At 45.4% G+C, this 17,748-nt stretch carries 14 protein-coding genes; 3 read left to right on the forward strand and 11 right to left on the reverse strand.

What is annotated here, in order from left to right:
• Positions 1-37 precede the first annotated feature (37 nt).
• The 4 genes from greA to RGU72_RS08650 all read right to left on the reverse strand — a co-directional run bounded on the left by greA (position 38) and on the right by RGU72_RS08650 (position 5,746).
• Positions 38-514 carry a transcription elongation factor GreA gene (gene greA / locus RGU72_RS08635; protein ID WP_322121594.1) on the reverse strand — a complete coding sequence of 159 codons (477 nt, stop codon included), beginning with the start codon at positions 512-514 and terminating at the stop codon, positions 38-40.
• Positions 515-610: 96 nt separating this feature from the next.
• Positions 611-3,829, reverse strand: a complete 3,219-nt coding sequence (gene carB / locus RGU72_RS08640) for a carbamoyl-phosphate synthase large subunit (protein ID WP_322119340.1) — start codon at positions 3,827-3,829, stop codon at positions 611-613.
• A 2-nt stretch (positions 3,830-3,831) separates the two neighbouring features.
• A complete protein-coding gene (gene carA / locus RGU72_RS08645) occupies positions 3,832-5,007 on the reverse strand; it encodes a glutamine-hydrolyzing carbamoyl-phosphate synthase small subunit (RefSeq protein WP_322119341.1) in 1,176 nt (391 codons plus the stop codon).
• A 331-nt stretch (positions 5,008-5,338) separates the two neighbouring features.
• Entirely contained in the window at positions 5,339-5,746 is a 408-nt protein-coding gene (locus RGU72_RS08650) for a heme-binding protein (protein WP_322119342.1), read from the reverse strand.
• A 293-nt stretch (positions 5,747-6,039) separates the two neighbouring features.
• Here RGU72_RS08650 and RGU72_RS08655 point away from each other — a divergent pair, with 293 nt between their 5' ends.
• The gene (locus RGU72_RS08655; RefSeq protein WP_322119343.1) at positions 6,040-6,588 is read left to right on the forward strand and encodes a C40 family peptidase; all 549 of its coding nucleotides are present in this window, start codon (positions 6,040-6,042) and stop codon (positions 6,586-6,588) included.
• A gap of 185 nt (positions 6,589-6,773) precedes the next feature.
• Here RGU72_RS08655 and RGU72_RS08660 read toward each other — a convergent pair whose 3' ends face one another.
• From RGU72_RS08660 to RGU72_RS08690, 7 genes are all read right to left on the reverse strand, one after another.
• Entirely contained in the window at positions 6,774-7,679 is a 906-nt protein-coding gene (locus RGU72_RS08660; protein WP_416200113.1) for a patatin-like phospholipase family protein, read from the reverse strand.
• 131 nt (positions 7,680-7,810) lie between these two features.
• Positions 7,811-9,136, reverse strand: a complete 1,326-nt coding sequence (locus tag RGU72_RS08665; protein ID WP_322119345.1) for a TAXI family TRAP transporter solute-binding subunit — start codon at positions 9,134-9,136, stop codon at positions 7,811-7,813.
• A 48-nt stretch (positions 9,137-9,184) separates the two neighbouring features.
• Positions 9,185-9,970 carry a competence/damage-inducible protein A gene (locus RGU72_RS08670; protein ID WP_322119346.1) on the reverse strand — a complete coding sequence of 262 codons (786 nt, stop codon included), beginning with the start codon at positions 9,968-9,970 and terminating at the stop codon, positions 9,185-9,187.
• 133 nt (positions 9,971-10,103) lie between these two features.
• A complete protein-coding gene (locus tag RGU72_RS08675) occupies positions 10,104-10,934 on the reverse strand; it encodes an EI24 domain-containing protein (RefSeq protein ID WP_322119347.1) in 831 nt (276 codons plus the stop codon).
• Positions 10,934-11,968: a sterol desaturase family protein gene (locus tag RGU72_RS08680; RefSeq protein WP_322119348.1), complete on the reverse strand. Its 1,035-nt coding sequence runs from the start codon at positions 11,966-11,968 to the stop codon at positions 10,934-10,936. The genes RGU72_RS08675 and RGU72_RS08680 overlap by 1 nt, the downstream gene beginning before the upstream one ends.
• Positions 11,969-12,039: 71 nt before the next feature.
• The gene (locus RGU72_RS08685; RefSeq protein ID WP_322121595.1) at positions 12,040-12,774 is read right to left on the reverse strand and encodes a polysaccharide deacetylase family protein; all 735 of its coding nucleotides are present in this window, start codon (positions 12,772-12,774) and stop codon (positions 12,040-12,042) included.
• Positions 12,775-12,875: 101 nt separating this feature from the next.
• Positions 12,876-13,850: a YncE family protein gene (locus RGU72_RS08690; protein WP_322119349.1), complete on the reverse strand. Its 975-nt coding sequence runs from the start codon at positions 13,848-13,850 to the stop codon at positions 12,876-12,878.
• Between the two features lie 362 nt (positions 13,851-14,212).
• Between RGU72_RS08690 and RGU72_RS08695 the strand changes: the two genes are divergently transcribed.
• Both RGU72_RS08695 and RGU72_RS08700 read left to right on the forward strand, forming a co-directional pair.
• Positions 14,213-14,569 (forward strand): FKBP-type peptidyl-prolyl cis-trans isomerase, encoded by a 357-nt coding sequence (locus tag RGU72_RS08695; protein ID WP_322119350.1) that lies wholly within the window; start codon positions 14,213-14,215, stop codon positions 14,567-14,569.
• Positions 14,570-15,222: 653 nt separating this feature from the next.
• Positions 15,223-17,748, forward strand: a complete 2,526-nt coding sequence (locus RGU72_RS08700) for a M30 family zinc metallopeptidase (protein WP_322119351.1) — start codon at positions 15,223-15,225, stop codon at positions 17,746-17,748.

Here is a 17,748-nt window from a genome sequence, read left to right on the forward strand (position 1 = left end):
CGGCTCTATGTAGCGCTGACCATTTTTATTATTCGGCTTAAATGTACAGAACTTCTAATACTTCATATTCACGAATACCTGCAGGAGCTTGCACACCAACTATATCGCCAACATATTTACCGATTAATGCGCGAGCAATTGGCGAGCTGATTGATACTTTACTGAGTTTAATATCAGCTTCGTCGTCTCCTACAATTTGATAGCTGACTTTCTGTTCATTATCTAAATCCTCCAAATGCACGGTCGCTCCAAATACCACGCGCCCCTCTGCATCTAAAGTTGTCGGATCAATGATTTGCGCCGCACTGAGCTTGCCTTCCAGCTCGGCGATACGACCTTCAATAAAACTTTGGCGCTCTTTAGCCGCATCATATTCTGCATTTTCAGACAAGTCGCCTTGAGCGCGAGCTTCTGCAATCGCATTAATTACATCTGGACGCTCTTTGGTCTTCAAATTATGTAATTCTTGCTTAAGCAGTTCTGCGCCGAATTTGGTAAGAGGTACTGTACTCATTTCATTCACACTCATAAAGTAAAAATACAGAGGCCACATATGGCATCCGGATTGGACACCGTCTGTGACCTCTGTATCGAAGTTTAAGCTATTTGCTTAGTGTAAGGTTTTATGCAGACCTTGTAAATCATAGACATGCAATTCATCTAGATGACGCATACCTTGCACTGCCGCCTCCGCACCAGCAATCGTAGTATAAGTTGGCACCCGCGCTGCAAGTGAAGATACACGAATAGCACGTGAATCCGTAATCGCACTACGTTTTTCTTCTACGGTATTAATCACCAAAGCAATCTCATGATTTTTGATGATATCAACGACATGCGGACGGCCTTCAGCCACTTTATTGATCGTACTGACCGGGATACCCGCTGCTGCAATCGCTGCAGCCGTGCCCTTAGTCGCTACGACAGCAAATCCCATCTCAACTAGATCACTAGCCACTTTTACTGCGCGTGGCTTGTCACTACCTTTAACGCTCAGAAAAACTTTGCCGGAGGTTGGTAGTTTGATACTAGCACCTAGTTGTGACTTGACGAAGGCTTCACCAAAAGTTTTACCGACGCCCATCACTTCACCAGTGGATTTCATTTCTGGACCAAGAATCGTATCTACACCAGGAAATTTCACAAATGGGAACACCGCTTCTTTTACACTGAAGTAAGATGGCACAACTTCTTTATGAATACCTTGAGAAGCCAGTGACTGACCCACCATACAACGTGCAGCAATTTTAGCCAATTGCAAACCAGTGACTTTAGATACGTAAGGTACTGTACGAGATGCTCGTGGATTTACTTCCAGAACAAACACAACATCCTTACCATCTTGCTGCTGAATCGCAAACTGTACGTTCATCAAGCCGACAACGTTCAAGCCTTTCGCCATCAATGATGTCTGACGCTTTAATTCCTCAATCGTCTCTGCGGCAAGTGAATACGGCGGCAAGGAGCATGCAGAGTCGCCAGAATGCACGCCTGCTTGTTCAATATGCTCCATCACGCCACCAATGAAGGTGTGTTCGCCATCAGAAATACAATCGACATCGACCTCGATCGCATCATTCAGAAAGCGATCAAGCAATACTGGTGAGTCATGCGATACCTTGACTGCCTCACGCATATAACGCTCAAGATCACGTTGCTCGTGTACGATTTCCATTGCACGTCCACCCAACACATAGGATGGGCGAACTACTAAGGGATAACCAATTTCCTGCGCTAACTCCAACGCTTGGGCTTCGGTGCGCGCTGTACGATTAGGTGGTTGACGCAGACCAAGCTTATGCAACATTTGTTGGAAACGCTCGCGATCTTCAGCTGCGTCAATCATGTCTGGCGATGTACCAATAATCGGCACGCCATTCGCCTCCAGATCCAAAGCTAATTTCAATGGCGTCTGTCCGCCGTACTGCACAATCACGCCGACTGGTTTTTCTTTAGCGACGATTTCTAATACATCTTCTAAAGTCAAAGGCTCAAAGTACAGACGATCGGATGTATCGTAGTCGGTCGAAACCGTTTCTGGATTACAGTTGACCATGATGGTTTCATAGCCATCTTCGCGCATCGCAAAAGCCGCATGGACGCAGCAATAATCAAACTCAATACCCTGACCGATACGATTTGGACCGCCACCCAACACCATGATTTTTTTCTTATCGGTCGGTGCAGACTCACACTCTTCTTCATAAGTCGAATACATGTAAGCAGTTTTAGTTGCAAACTCCGCAGCACAAGTATCTACACGTTTATAGACTGGCCGAATATTTAAGGCATGGCGACGCTCACGTACCGCAGTGTCCGTAGTCTTGAGTAGCTTTGCCAATCGACGATCAGAGAACCCTTTTTGCTTAATCTTTAGCAACACTTCTTTATCTAGCTCATCCAGATTCTGGTGATCTAACCACAGCTCGATATCGACAATATCCTTAATCTGCGCTAGGAACCACGGGTCAATATGCGTCAGCTGATGCACTTCCTCCAAGCTAAAGCCAAGACCAAACGCATCACCGACATACCAGATACGATCAGGACCAGGCTCGCCCAATTCTTCTGCGATCACTTCACGATCCAGCGTTTTTTGGTTCATACCATCAACGCCAACCTCTAAGCCACGCAGTGCTTTTTGAAAAGATTCCTGGAAAGTTCTACCGATTGCCATGACTTCACCAACCGACTTCATCTGCGTTGTCAGATGATTGTCTGCTTGCGGGAATTTTTCAAAAGCAAATCGAGGAATTTTGGTAACGACATAATCAATCGAAGGCTCGAATGACGCTGGGGTAGCGCCACCGGTGATTTCATTACGCAGTTCATCCAGGGTAAAACCAACCGCCAATTTAGCAGCGATTTTAGCGATTGGAAAACCTGTTGCTTTAGACGCCAGCGCGGATGAACGGGATACACGCGGATTCATCTCAATCACAATCATGCGACCATCAGCAGGATTGATAGAGAATTGAACATTAGAGCCGCCAGTATCGACACCGATTTCGCGCAAAACTGCCAGCGAGGCGTTACGCATGATTTGGTATTCTTTGTCAGTCAGTGTCTGCGCAGGCGCTACCGTGATTGAGTCACCGGTATGGACTCCCATAGGATCCAGATTCTCAATAGAGCAAACAATGATGCAGTTATCCGCTTTATCGCGTACAACTTCCATCTCAAATTCTTTCCAGCCGATCAGTGATTCTTCAATCAGCAACTCACTAGTAGGTGACGCCTCTAACCCGCGTTTGCAAATAGTCTCAAACTCTTCTTCGTTATATGCAATACCACCGCCGGTGCCGCCCATAGTAAAAGACGGGCGAATAATCACTGGAAAACCGAGTGTCTTCTGCACTTCCCATGATTCATCCATGTTATGCGCGACGCCGGAACGGGCAGAACCCAAACCAATTTTAGTCATCGCATCTTTAAACTTAGAGCGATCTTCTGCTTTGTCGATTGCTTCTGGTGAAGCGCCGATCAGTTCGCAATTGTATTTGGTCAGGATGCCGTGTTTGTGCAAATCCAGAGCGCAATTCAAGGCAGTCTGACCGCCCATCGTCGGCAAAATGGCATCCGGCTTTTCTTTGGCGATAATACGTTCTACCACTTGCCATGTAATTGGCTCAATGTAAGTCACATCGGCCATTTCAGGATCAGTCATGATGGTCGCTGGATTGCTGTTGACCAAAATGACTTTATAACCCTCTTCACGCAAAGCCTTACATGCTTGGGCACCGGAATAATCGAACTCACAAGCCTGACCAATAATGATAGGGCCGGCACCAATAATCAGGATGCTTTTTATATCGAGACGTTTAGGCATTTTTATTGTTCTCCGTTTGCCTGCGCTTTTGCTGCGCTCATTAAATTAGTAAAGCGATCAAACAGGTAGGCGATATCCATCGGACCTGGTGATGCTTCTGGATGTCCCTGGAAGCAAAATGCTGGCTTATCAGTACGTTCAAAGCCTTGCAAAGAACCATCAAACAAAGAGACATGCGTAATGCGGCAGTTAGCAGGCAGTGAATTTACATCAACTGCAAAACCATGATTCTGCGACGTGATCAACACTTGTTTAGTGTCCAAATCTTGCACCGGATGGTTAGCACCATGATGACCAAATTTCATCTTGAGCGTTTTGGCACCGGAAGCAAGCGCCATAATCTGATGACCGAGGCAAATACCAAACGTAGGTATGCCTTTTTCAATCAATTCTTTAGCTGCAGCAATCGCGTAATCGCAAGGCTCTGGATCGCCAGGACCATTGGATAAAAATACACCGTCAGGATTCAAGGCCAATACATCAGCAGCAGTTGATTGGGCTGGCAACACGGTCACTTTGCAGCCACGGGCTGTCAGCATGCGCAAAATATTCCGTTTAACACCGAAATCAAATGCGACCACATGAAATTTTGGATCGGTCAGTTGACCGTAACCTTGCCCCAAAGTCCATTCAGTTTCTGTCCATGAATAGGACTTGCTGGTAGAAACAACCTTTGCCAAATCCATGCCAGACAAACCCGGAAAAGATTTTGCCAGAGCGAGCGCCTTAGTCGCATCATTACCAACTAAAATTGCGCCACCTTGGGCGCCAGTTTCACGCAGAATACGAGTCAGCTTACGTGTATCAATGCCTGCAATCGCAACAATATTTTGCGATTTAAGATAGTCAGATAAAGATTGTTCAGAGCGGAAGTTAGACACCATCAAAGGTAAATCTTTAATGATCAGGCCAGCCGCATGAATTTTGTCGGACTCAACATCTTCTGAATTGATACCGGTATTACCGATATGCGGATAAGTCAGAGTCACGATTTGAGAGCTGTAACTTGGATCAGTCAGAATTTCCTGATACCCGGTCATGGATGTATTGAAAACAACTTCGCCTGATGTATGGCCTGCAGCGCCAATGGAAACACCAGTGAATATAGTTCCGTCCGCGAGAGCAAGAATGGCAGTAGCATCTTGGTTGGGACGTAAAGACTGCGGAAATGGCAGCAAGGGTAACTCCTGTATTGTTACCGTCGCTACGCCGCGCCAAAACAACCGTGTTCAGGAACCACGCGAATGTAGCACGTAGTGTGAAACGATTTTAGGAGATATGTGGATTTGGTATGCGCTACGACGGGATTTGGATTAGCTAAACCCTCGAATTATAGCGCAAAAGCACCCCTCAAGCAAACCAAGAACGCCAGAAAATTGGGTAAAGACGCAAGCATTTTTGGCTAAACCTGCCAGACAAACAACTCTTAGCGTAGATAACCATGCTGAAATAAATAGCGGCAGCGCAATTGGCTGCCGCGAGCAAGTATTTGATTAAATTACACTCAGACTACAGTGCCAAGGCAGCGATACCTGCCTTTGCAATCTGCGCATCTTCAGACGACTTAACGCCAGATACGCCCACTGCACCGACACAATGACCATCAACGACGATAGGCACGCCGCCTTCTAACATTCCTTCAATATAAGGAGCACTTAAAAAAGAGAAACGTCCATTATTGATCACGTCTTCATAAATTTTAGACTCGCGGCGACCAAGTGCTGCCGTCGTCGCCTTCGCTGGTGCAATGTGTGCGGAAATAGGTGCGACGCCGTCCAAACGTTGCAACCACATCAAATGGCCACCATCATCAACAATCGCAATCACTACCGCCCAACCATTGGTTTTTGCTTCTGTCTCTGCAGCTGCTGCGATTTTTTTGACGTCATCTAAAGTTAATACAGGTTTAGTTTGCATAGGTGCCTCGTGGTTAAAATGTGCTCGAATTGTACGTCAAGCTGCACTCATTAAGGATAAAAACAGTTTTGATCTTTTGATAGTAGACCCACTTAAACTAGGCCCGCTTACAAGCTTATTCTGAGCAAAAAAATTAGTATAAAAATGAATAATAAAGCAGAAATATGATAAAAAATTCGATACTTTTTAACTGATAGCTTCAACAATATCATTTAGCTAATTTTACAAAAGCAAGGTTTACATTACGACAAAGATCATTTACAGTTGGCCGGTTTTTCCAACCAGGTGCAACAATGCTAATACAAATTTCCCGCTCTCCCAGGAAAGTCAAATTAGTCTTATCCCTACTTCTAGCAAGCACTCTGCAATTTTCTTTTTGCAGTCCAAGCTTCAGCGCCGACAACCCCTTCCCCGAATCCTCTACGGCTTACACCAAATTGCAAGAACTGCGTGAACGCGCATCTAGCCTGACGATTAAGGCAATGGACATGCTTGGCATCCGCTACAAACGCGGCGGCAATACGCCAGAAAATGGTTTAGATTGCAGCGGTTTTGTGCGTTTGGTATTTAAAGACGCGCTGGGGACAGACTTACCAAGAACCTCGAACGAGATCAGCAAAGTTGGCGAAAAAATTGACCAAAAAGATTTACAGCCCGGCGACCTAGTTTTTTACAATACGTTGCGGCGCGGCTTCTCCCATGTGGGAATTTATTTGGGCGACAACAAGTTTATTCACTCCCCCTCAGCTGGTGGTCAGGTAAGAGTAGAAAGCATGGATATAGCTTATTGGAAAAAACGCTTTAACGGCGCTAGAAGGATTAACGATGACGAAAAGAATTGAGCGAAATTGAGTTAATAGAACCGGCATCGCCCAGCATCTGGATGTTCCCGCTTAGCATCTGGATGTTCCCGCTTAGCATCTTAAAATACCTCAAAAAACACATACTCCCCATCAATATCAAGAATATTGGCTCAACGTCCACGTTATATATGGACGAGTAAATATACCAATAGGGAGTATATAAATCATCTATCTTGCATCATACGGATTTTTTGCTTGATATCCGTCATCATCGACATAGTTACCTTCTCACCTGCCAATATCGCCAAATTTCTACCGGCAAAATCATTACCCTTCATACTCGCCAAGTCAGGTCGGATCACTACATCTGCATTCTTTAATTCAAACTGATTCAAACTTTGCCCCATGATGGTAAAAGTTTGTAGCAGCACATCCAGCGAACTAGAGGCAGATTGTGCATCCGGTTGCGAAGAAATATTCACAGCAATCACAAAATCGGCTCCCATCTCGCGGGCGAACCGCACTGGGACAGGAGAAACTAAGCCACCGTCCACATATAACCTATCATTAATTCTAACTGGCTGAAATACGCCCGGCACCGCAGAAGATGCGCGCACTGCCAAACCGGTATTCCCTCGTTGGAACAGAATAGGCAAGCCCGTATGTAAATCAGTTGCGACGGCACCAAATGGCTTTTTCAAACGTTCAATCGGCACCTGCACTACCATCTTATTCACATAGTTTTGCAAGGCATCGCCTTTGAGAACTCCGCTAGATTTGGCGAACAAAGGTAAAGACCAATCAGAAATCGTTGCCTCATCCATATCCAAAGCCATTTTCTGCAACGCAAAACCATTGTTTCCCGCTGCATACATCGCCCCAACCACACTACCCGCGCTGGTACCCACAATAATATCCGGGACAATCCCTTGTGATTCCAGAGCCTTGATGACGCCAATATGTGCAAAACCACGAGCCGCGCCACCACCTAAAGCTAAACCAATGCGTATTGTTTTAGGCACTTTCAAAATTGGCGCAACTGGAATGACTGGTGCCACAGTCACAGGCGGCGAAGTCGTCACGCATGCAGATAAGCCAATCAACAACAAACTGCTACCGAAACTTCTCACGAAACTTCTCGTATTACACAATAATTTTTTTGCAAAAAATTTAATCATAAACTAATTTATCTTCTCGGCTTTAATTTAGATAGCACATCCGCAAAATAGCGAAATTGATCAAAGCAATTTGGTTTATAAAACTACACTGTCATCAAACCTTCTACCCGCTTGCGAACAAAGTTGATATGGCTGCGCAAGCCGTAAAGCTCTACAGCATAAGACAGCGGGATAGAAATGCGATTGACCTTCTCTTCTATCTCATCAAGCATTTTTAATTGATCCGAGAAAACTTGCTGACGCTGATCAGGACTGACGTTATCAATCGCCTGCTCTACCATCATCAGCTGACCGTACCAGCGATATACGCGCGAACGAATACGCCAGACATACAGCGGTGGGATAATTTTTGACAACGGCAAAATCAAGGCTCCCAGCGCGACAATCACGACCCACATACGTTCTACAAAATTGGCTAACCAAAAACTCAGATAACGCTGCAAAAATGGCGGTCCATTTTTATAGAATTTTTCCGCCTGCTCTGCCACGGGGATTTCTATGTATTTATCAGAAGGAAATTCACCTTGCTTTTGGAACCAGCCAGCGCCACCATGAATTTTATGCGCTGCCTGTAGCAGCAAACTGATCAACGCAGGGTGCAGACTTTCATGGGCGACTAAGGTTGCCGTTGGCGAAATTAAATGGTAATCCTTAGCTGGAATATTTTTACCCAGATCAACGATGCCACGCGGCAGTACCACATGAGATAAAAATGGAAAACGCCGGGTATAAGCTTCCGCCTGTGCAAAATCAAAAAGCTGGATACCCGGTGTTTGCAACAACATTTGCAGCAGCGGTGAATCTGATGCCGAGCTAAATACCAGCACGTCTATAGTGCCGTCCAACAGTGCTACCGTCGCGGGTGTATCTTCCAGGCTGGACAAATGGACGTCTGTAGCTTCCATGCCATTGACTGACAATATCTGCTTAAACAAACGCGCTACGCCAGTGCCATCTGGTCCTACATTAATGTGCTTACCTTTAAACTGATTGAGGGTGCTGATTTCTTTGGTGCCGCGATAAAAAATCCAGATCGGCTCATAAAATAAACTGCCTAAAGATACCAATCCCTTATCCAAAGCATCGGCCTCGTTAGTAGAGCCGCTTTGGACAAAACCGAGTTCTATCTCAGAGTCGGGATCGCTGATCAGTTTTAAGTTTTCCTGAGAACCTTGAGTCGCCTGGAAGCGGATTGTAATATCATTTTTCGCCAACTCGTCGGCGTACTGTTTGGCAAAGCGTTGATAAGGACTATTCTCCTGCCCTGTCGCAAAATCAATTGTGCGCGGCGGCGCTGGATCGACCAGCCAATATCCAACGCCACAAACTAGCAATACCGCCAGGATCATAGGACCAAAAGCGATCAGCAGAGCTCGGACAGAAAACAATGTGAATTTGATTTTTTGCATTGAGCGAATTGTGAAGAGAAGTCAGTACCAAATGCGGAATAATAAAAATCAGGCTGGGACGTATTCCGCCTGAAAGCCATCTAAGCCTTTTAACATCGCATCAAAAGCAGCCTCGACTTGTTGTGGCTCACCTTTGACACCCAGCTCTATATGCCTGCGTATCTGATGATTACCAACGCTGGGCAAACTAAATACTTTGATTAAAGGGTATTGTGATTCCAACGCTTCCATCATTGGCGTTAGCGTCGATTCCATCGCATCAAATACCAAAACCGATTTTTCCGCCCTGGCGTGCTGATGGAACAAATGTGAGTAATGCGAATCAAGTACCCACTCCAGCATTGGCCATGCCATTACAGGGAAGCCTGGTACAAAGTAATGATTTTGAATCGCAAACCCGGGAATCTTGTTATACGGATTGGGGATAATTTGTGCGCCTTGTGGAAACTCCCCCATCTTCAGACGATGCAAATTCTCTGGCAAATTCAAGTCAACCGGCTTACCAGCTTCGATCAGCATATCGGTAATTCTTTGTTCAATTAAGGTTTTTGCTTCCGGGTGTAAAACAATCGGCAAATGCAATGCTGCTGCCGCACATTGGCGGGTATGGTCATCCGGTGTAGCGCCGATACCACCTGTAACAAATACAATATCGTTACCGGCAAAAGAGCGCTCTAGCGTGGATGTGATGCGAGTGCGATCATCGCCAATATATTCTGCCCAATCCAGTTGCAGACCACGCGCAGTTAATAGCTCAATTACTTTGGGCAAATGTTTATCCGCACGTTTGCCAGATAAAATTTCGTCGCCAATAATGATAAGACCGATCGCCATAATTAACTCCCAGGTTTTTGAATCTAATTCAATCAATGCGTAATTTAAATTCGCAAAATTGAATACGCAAAATCACATTTGCAATGCGAAGCAGAATGCTGCTAAGCCGCTGGTACAGTTTTGAGTATTCTGCTTATTTATCTACTATTTCATCTGCTTGTGCTTTGCTACGCAACAACGCAAGTGAGTTCAAACAATAGTACTGAAACCATAGTCCACAAAACACAAAAATCAAGATATACAGGCCTATCGCCAATGCGGCCAGCATCGGCAAAAATACAATTGCCAATACGCCGCCTAACCACATCATGCTAGGTGCAGCGCCCAAAGCGCCAGCCATCGTGCCGATCATTAATAAAGGCCAGCGATGTGTACGTAACAAAGCAATACGCTCGGCTGCATCGGCGTGCTCTGATAACGCATCATAAGCCATTACGCGGTAGGTCAACCAACCCCATAAAACGGCATGTACTACCACATTGACGACCGGCACAAACAACAAAGGCAGGCAAACAAACCAGAGCAATACAAAAATTAAAAACGAGGACAAAGCGTGCCATAAGCTGCCAAATAAAGAGCCGCCGTGTCTGGCCTCCAGATGAGGATAATCACGTTTTTGTACATGGCGAGAAATCATCGGCATCGCAAATACGCCAATACAAATGAGCGTCGTCACGATCATCAGCGGCAGCAGTAGCCACATTGCCAGTAAGGGTGCTAGTACCGTCTTTAATGCTAAAGCACCGAGCACTGCGAGGAAATCACCCGCCAGCCGAAATCCATCGTGCTGCAACAAAGATTCTTGAATAAAATCGATCAGACTTTGTAAGCCCCACCACATTAATCCGCTCCATAACAATAAGGAGACGATCAAGGGCAACAAGGTCAGCATCAACATACGAGGATGAAATTGGCCAACAAAAGCGCGCCCCATAGAGCTGCCTACATGCAGTAAGCGGCGCATTAACTTGCCTCCTTATTGAAACCAGTTTGTCGATCTGTTTGCGCGTTCATCGGTTTAGCGGTCTGATGGTCTAATCCAAATAGTCGTTTCAAACCCAGACTTTGTTGCGACCAGAAGCCACGACCATATTCTCTGCCACTTCTGCCATCTGGTGATGGCAATTGATCGCGGATGCCTGTCATAGAAAATTCCTTACTAAATAAAGTGGTACCAAACAGCATATCCCAGATCGGGAACAGCACAGCAAAGTTGTGTCCGCCTAAGGTGCCACTCCCCTGCGACTCGTGTCCAATACCTATCGCATGGTGAGTGCGATGGTAGCGTGGCGATACCAGCAAGCGTTCGCCTATGGCGCCAAAATGCAAACGAATATTCGCGTGTTGCAAGCTCTCGACCATACGCGAGATCACAATTAGCAAAGCATATTGTCCCGGCTGCACGCCAATCGCAATCGCGATTAAACCCATATACACGTCACGAATAAAATCATCCAGCAAGTGATTACGGTTATCGCTCCATAAGTTCATATCTCGCTGACTATGGTGCAAACTATGCAAAGCCCACCACCAATTAAACTGATGCGAGGCGCGGTGATACCAGTAGTCAAAAAAATCCAGCACCACCAGATACACTATAAAAACCAATACAGGGTAATCGACCAAACCTGGCCAGAGATTGTCAAGATTAAAAGGATTGACACCTTCTAAATGTAAGACACCAGTCAACGCATCTAGCGCTGGATCAAGCAAGACAAAGATCAGTAAAGAGAAAATACCGAGGCGATGCAAAGCGGTATAAATAAAATCATTCCAGCGAGCATTACGATCACTAAATCGATGCACAGGAATCAAAGCCTCCAGCGGACGCAAGAGCACAAATAAAATCAGTAGTTCACACACGCCAATCAAAAACCATTCAACGCCTTCAAACGCATCTTCAGTAAATTCGCCCAGCCCCATAAAAAAAATTATAGGCTGTACCAGTGTTTCAAAAATCCAGGCTTGCAGCGATGCGAATAGATCGAGGAAGTTCATGAGGTGTTTTTAAAAAGGGCGAGGTTACTGTTTAACGGAATTATTGTTTTGCACTGTTAGGACTTACTTTTTTATTGAGCCGCTTTATACATAAGATGTTCACGTAAAGTTGCAAAGCAATAGCCTTTGGCCTCAAGTCCTGTTAGCAGAGGCTGCAAATTTTCTGGCATCCAGGCTTGCTTACGTGACCAGATGCCCATATGCGCCATAAAAATATCACCGTCTTTGATCTGACTTAATACGCGTTGCAATAAGACCGGATTGCTCCAGGCCTCACTAGATAATTCATCGCCAGAAAATCCGGCAGGCGCCCAGCCAACATGGGCGTAACCGCAGGCTTGACCGGCGCTGAGTAAGTTCTTAGTGAGCTTGCCACCAGGCGCACGCCAATAATGATCTAGCGGGCGTCCTGTTAATTGCTGAAAACGCTGATCGACCCGTTTTAATTCATCGCAATATTGCCGCGGGGTCCAGACTAATTTTTTTCCCGCAGAATTACCAAACTGCGGTTTGACTTCTATCCGTCCATCACTCAGATCACGGACTACATAAACGTGATCAAAGGTATGCGTACCGAAGGAATGACCGTCCTCAACCAGTTTCTTCCAAAAAGGCGCCCAACTTAGGTCAAGAGAATAATCGCCCTTAATGGTCTTTTCATTCGCTAGAAAAAACGTCGCCTTGATGTGATGCTGGCGCAGGGTATTGGCGATCAATTCTGCTTGCGACTGACTACCGGTATCAAACGTGAGATAAATCTTTGCCTTGCATGCAGCGCCATTATTAATTTCAGCAGCGCTGACCATCACTGGCAGCACACTCAATGACGAGATTAATAAAGTAATAATCTGACGGCGATAATGGATCATGTATTTTGTCTCTGAGCCTGCGGTTCGTCTAAATGCAGCTAAACACGCGGCGCATGATCCATAAAATAAACCCCATGCGGCGACCGGCCAACTGGGATTAGCTTGAGAACTTTTTTGGATGGCACATCAATCACAGCCACTTTCTTAATCCAGCGCAGCGTTACCCATAAGGTCTTACCGTCGGCACTCAGCTCCATACAATCCGGGCCACCCGGCACATCAATCGTCGCTACATTTTCTAGCGATATCTGATCGATGATATTAATCGTATTGGACACGCGGTTAGATACAAACGTATTACGTTTATCACCCAAAGCGCGGAAGTTGTGCGCCCCTGCTCCGGTCTTAATGCGTTTAATCGTTTTTTGAGCACGCCAATCAATCACCTCGACATAATCACTCCCCATAATGCCGACTAATAAATATTTATCATCCGGCGTCATCGCAATACCTGCGGGAAGTTTGCCTACCGGCAGCGTCCATTTAACTTTTTGTGTTATTAAATCAATAGCAGACACCTGATCGCTGCCCTGGTGAGTAATAAACACAGTCGTACTGGCAGCATCAAACGCCATGTGGCTAGGTAATTTAGCCAAGGGGACACGCTTAACCAGACTAAGATCTTTACCGTCGTATTGATAAAAGTCGACCCGGTCAAGCCGCAAAGAATTAGAGACAAACCATTTTTGGTCAGGCGAAAATCCAATTTGATAAGGATCGGCAATATCCTTCATGCGGCGCTGCACCTGGCCTGTTTTCGGGTCCAGAAAAACCAATTCATTACCAACAGCATTAGCGACGATTACCGATTTATTGTCGGGTGTTGCCATCAAATGATGTGGCTCTTTACCGATGGCATAGGTGCTGATTTCTTTTTGGGACTCTTGATCCAGCAGGCTGACTGTGGCATCGCGGGAATTAAGCACTACAACAATGCCAGCCTCTGCTTGTGGTGCAATAACGGAGAACGAAGACAACACGAACAACAGCAAACACAAAATACGACTAAGCATGAATTTTTACCGCTTTGCAATGTGAGGACAGATTAAAAATAATGGACACTATTTTAACCCGCCAGACCTGATGCAAGCGTTACAAGCTGTGAACTTCAAGATATTATTTCCAAAATATTAATTACAATATCCCCGTGATGTATTCAGAATGTACTCAAAATGAAATCAAAATGTAGCCATCAAGACTTGCGTCATACTTCACCTGTTAATTATCCCGTTAATTCACCCGTTATCGTAGCGATCTATTTTGAGTAAATCCCAAGCAAATCAAAAGAAATCGACTAAAATTTCTGTTAGGGCATTGCACTGAAGAATCATTCGCTCTATTACAATTGTATCAATTTTTTTAATTAAGGAAAATCATGACCACAATCACTACCGTATCCGGCCTGCAATATGAAGACACTATCGTCGGCGAAGGCGCAGAAGCGCAAGCTGGCAATCATGTCGTCGTGCATTACACCGGCTGGCTGCAAAATCCAGATGGCAGTGCTGGCAAAAAATTTGATTCAAGCAAAGACCGCAATGATCCGTTCTCATTCCCATTAGGTGCTGGTCATGTGATCAAAGGCTGGGACGAAGGCGTACAAGGCATGAAAATCGGCGGCACCCGTAAATTGACGATTCCAGCTGCATTGGGATACGGTCCACGCGGCGCAGGCGGCGTCATTCCAGGCAATGCAACCTTGATTTTTGAAGTGGAATTGTTGGGCGTTTAAGTCGGGCGTTTTAGTCTGAGGTCTAAGCCAAGAGCTGTAGTTGGTCGTTTTAGTTAAGCGACCAGCATTCACACTTGGATTCAACAAGGAATATCCAAAGACTCTTTAGTCGAGATACAACGCTAAGGGTAAAATTCAGCAATGCGTAGTCGTTGCGGGAATTTGCAACAACACAATGGACCTGAGTATTAGCTTTTTGAGGTTTTTTTCACGCCAAAAATTTTAAAAATAGGGAGTATGGCCATTAATTAGCCTGATATCGCCATTTTAATTGGGCGATTAAAATTACTCCCTAGCAGTATATGAATACATGAGGCTGAATATGCGCCTCCATTTCTAAAAAATCTCCCACCTATTGATTTTTATTGCTATATTGTCCATTAAATTACCGTCCTTTGCTAGCTTAGCCTTTAAAGGCTTACATAACTCGCATGCAGACGCTTTGATTTTATGACATAAATATGGTGTCATGAGCCAACTAATTTATTTATTTACGTTGCCAGACTATATTGAGTAAAAATCACGCAGCAGTTCAGTCACGACGCGGTTCTCATCCGGAAGTAATGCGGACGTAACTTACACAAAGTACTCTTGGTAAAGATTAGCAACTTTGATCACCGAAGTAATCCCCAATTTCAAACAAACTCCCCTCAATGAAAACTCATTTATCAAAAATAGCTTTGGCATTTATTGTCATCGTCGGTCTATCTGCTTGCGGCGGTGGCGGTGGAGATTCCACACCATCGACAGCCGTCACGCCTGCGGCCCCGGTCAATACGATTACGGTGCAAATTGCGCCACCTAGCCAAGCAGTTTTATATACCGGCAGAAGCTTTACGCTGAGCGCAACGGCGACTTCTACGTTAAACCTGCCGCTTACCTATAGCTGGACAGTTGGTAACGGATCTGCCGCTGTCACTGGTAGTAGCATCAACGTAAAAACAACCGCGTCAGGCACTTATGCCGTCAAAGTTGTGGCAACTGACAGTTCGGGCCAAAGTGGGCAAGCAAGCGCATCTGTACAAGTTGTTGATGCCGTTTTAAGTACGCCAGCAATCTCTGTCACCGGACTGAAGGGATTCAGAGTCAATCAAATCCTTAACTATGTTGGCAGCTCCAGCGATCCAAGCGGAGGTACAATAACTTACGCATGGGATTTTGGCGACAACGTCAAAGATAGCGGTGCAAACACGACTCACGCTTACGGAAGTAGTGGTTCTTATGTCGTAACTTTAACGGCGACGAATGATCTAGGTACGACGGCAAAGAGCACTTATGTAGTGAATATTGATCTGCCATCTGCACCCGTATTAACGCCAACTGCATTGACCACCACTGTTAATAAGGTCGAAAATTTTAGTGCATCGTCAGTTGATCCAAATGGCTTAGCCCTTACTTATTTATGGAACTTTGGCGATGGCATTACAGCAAACACAGCAGCAACTACCCATGCCTATACTGCTGCTGGCAATTACACAGCAACTGTGACCGTTACTAATTCCAATAATAAGTCGGTCACTGTAAAAATCATCGTTGGTGTTTTACCCTTAAGCTCATCTAACGTTTTAGCCCCTGCATGTGCGGGCGCCAATTGCGGTGCAACTAGTGCAACAACTTATAGCGGCGGTGCTGGTGTGGTTGGTGTCTGGAGTTACAACAACACGACAAACAGCCCGCAAAATGTAAATATTGCGATTTTTGGTGTCACATCGGCCAACAGTGCAACCTTAGTATTTTCTAATGCGAGTGCTAGCGATGCATTCACTGCGCCTATATTAAGCTCTGCAGCCGCCAGCGTACAAAGCAAAGTGGTAAGCAACTTAAATGTTTTGTCCTTAGATCAGCATTTAGGCGAACATAACGCACACACAGAACAGCTTACGAAAAATCAAGCTGTTGTCAAAGCATTGTTAAGCCGTAACTCAGCAACTAAAGCTTCAGCCAACGCCGCATCCAGCTCAAGCGGTATAGCTGTACCAACGATGCCAAATGCGACACCGGTAGTCAACGATACACGTACATGGAACGATAACTTCCCAACACAACCCGTCGCCTACAACAATGTGACAGTCAAGCAAATATGTTCCCTCGCATCGGGACGTAAAGCCGTATTCTGGGTTGATCCGCTAGCCATTAGTAGCGGGAATGTCAGTGACAGCGATGTCTTAGCCCTCAGCGCAACCTACTGCGCCAAAGATGGTGCAGGTGGCGTGGGCACTGCAGGCTTTGATAAATTAGTCTCCTTGTTAGGCGATGCTTATGGCCCCTCTGCTGCAAAATACAGTACCCAGTTAATTAATGACAATTCGGGCTTACAAGATATCAATGTCGTGATCTTGAACGTACCAAGTGACACTAAATGGGGCGGCTATTTCTACGCATTAAATAATGAGCTAAAAAAATATGAACCAAAATCGAATGAAGCTTTAGCATTTTTTGTTAATGCAATCTCGATTAAAAATGATTTGAACTACATAAAATCAACGCTCCTGCATGAATCAACCCACATGATTAATTTTTATCAAAGAGCCATCGTGCGTGGTGTTGATCATGACACTTGGTTAGAAGAAACCTCAGCCATGATGAGTGAAGATATTTTTGCTAATATCAGTTTGGGCGGTACAGACAAAATGACTGCAGTGCGTATTCCTGGGTATTTAAAATCTGGTGGTGGCGTCAATTACATAAAGTGGACAGATCTGGCTACCAGTAGCTACGCAATGGGCGGCTCTTTTGGCGCATTCATCAACCGTCGTTATGGTGTTGTGCTTGCCAAACAATTAGTCACTAATTGCAACGACAACATTAACGGGACAAGCAGTCCGACTAGCTATACCTGCCTTGATACTCTGATTAAATCGCTAGGCGGTAACGGCATCGCAGACGAGTTTGTCAAGTTTGGTGCATCCATCTTCGGCGGTATGCCAGGTGCAGGCTTGCCGACAGGTTTTGGATTCCCAAGCGCATCATATGTTGATAATGGCACGACCTATAGTTTTGGTGCTATTGACATCGGTAGTTTGGCTAAAACCTTCCAGCCCGCAGTAGCGACAAGCTTAAGTGCTGGTTTTACCGCAACCACACAAACCTATCTTAAAGACAGCATTACCTCTGGCACTTACACCAAAAACTCGGTCGTGGTTCCATCGGGTACATCTGTGACCTTGGTGATTCATTAA

The organism is Undibacterium sp. 5I1, from assembly GCF_034314085.1.
Lineage (GTDB): Bacteria > Pseudomonadota > Gammaproteobacteria > Burkholderiales > Burkholderiaceae_D > Undibacterium.

What these genes read in the sequence shown, in the direction of transcription:
- RGU72_RS08685 (WP_322121595.1), bottom strand. Translation starts at nt 12,774, where the DNA reads ATGGTCAGCGCTGCTGAAATTAATAATGGCGCTGCATGCAAGGCAAAG.
- RGU72_RS08700 (WP_322119351.1), top strand. Translation starts at nt 15,223, where the DNA reads ATGAAAACTCATTTATCAAAAATAGCTTTGGCATTTATTGTCATCGTC.
- RGU72_RS08680 (WP_322119348.1), bottom strand. Translation starts at nt 11,968, where the DNA reads ATGAACTTCCTCGATCTATTCGCATCGCTGCAAGCCTGGATTTTTGAA.
- RGU72_RS08690 (WP_322119349.1), bottom strand. Translation starts at nt 13,850, where the DNA reads ATGCTTAGTCGTATTTTGTGTTTGCTGTTGTTCGTGTTGTCTTCGTTC.
- carB (WP_322119340.1), bottom strand. Translation starts at nt 3,829, where the DNA reads ATGCCTAAACGTCTCGATATAAAAAGCATCCTGATTATTGGTGCCGGC.
- RGU72_RS08665 (WP_322119345.1), bottom strand. Translation starts at nt 9,136, where the DNA reads ATGCAAAAAATCAAATTCACATTGTTTTCTGTCCGAGCTCTGCTGATC.
- greA (WP_322121594.1), bottom strand. Translation starts at nt 514, where the DNA reads ATGAGTACAGTACCTCTTACCAAATTCGGCGCAGAACTGCTTAAGCAA.
- RGU72_RS08695 (WP_322119350.1), top strand. Translation starts at nt 14,213, where the DNA reads ATGACCACAATCACTACCGTATCCGGCCTGCAATATGAAGACACTATC.
- RGU72_RS08675 (WP_322119347.1), bottom strand. Translation starts at nt 10,934, where the DNA reads ATGCGCCGCTTACTGCATGTAGGCAGCTCTATGGGGCGCGCTTTTGTT.
- RGU72_RS08650 (WP_322119342.1), bottom strand. Translation starts at nt 5,746, where the DNA reads ATGCAAACTAAACCTGTATTAACTTTAGATGACGTCAAAAAAATCGCA.
- RGU72_RS08655 (WP_322119343.1), top strand. Translation starts at nt 6,040, where the DNA reads ATGCTAATACAAATTTCCCGCTCTCCCAGGAAAGTCAAATTAGTCTTA.
- RGU72_RS08670 (WP_322119346.1), bottom strand. Translation starts at nt 9,970, where the DNA reads ATGGCGATCGGTCTTATCATTATTGGCGACGAAATTTTATCTGGCAAA.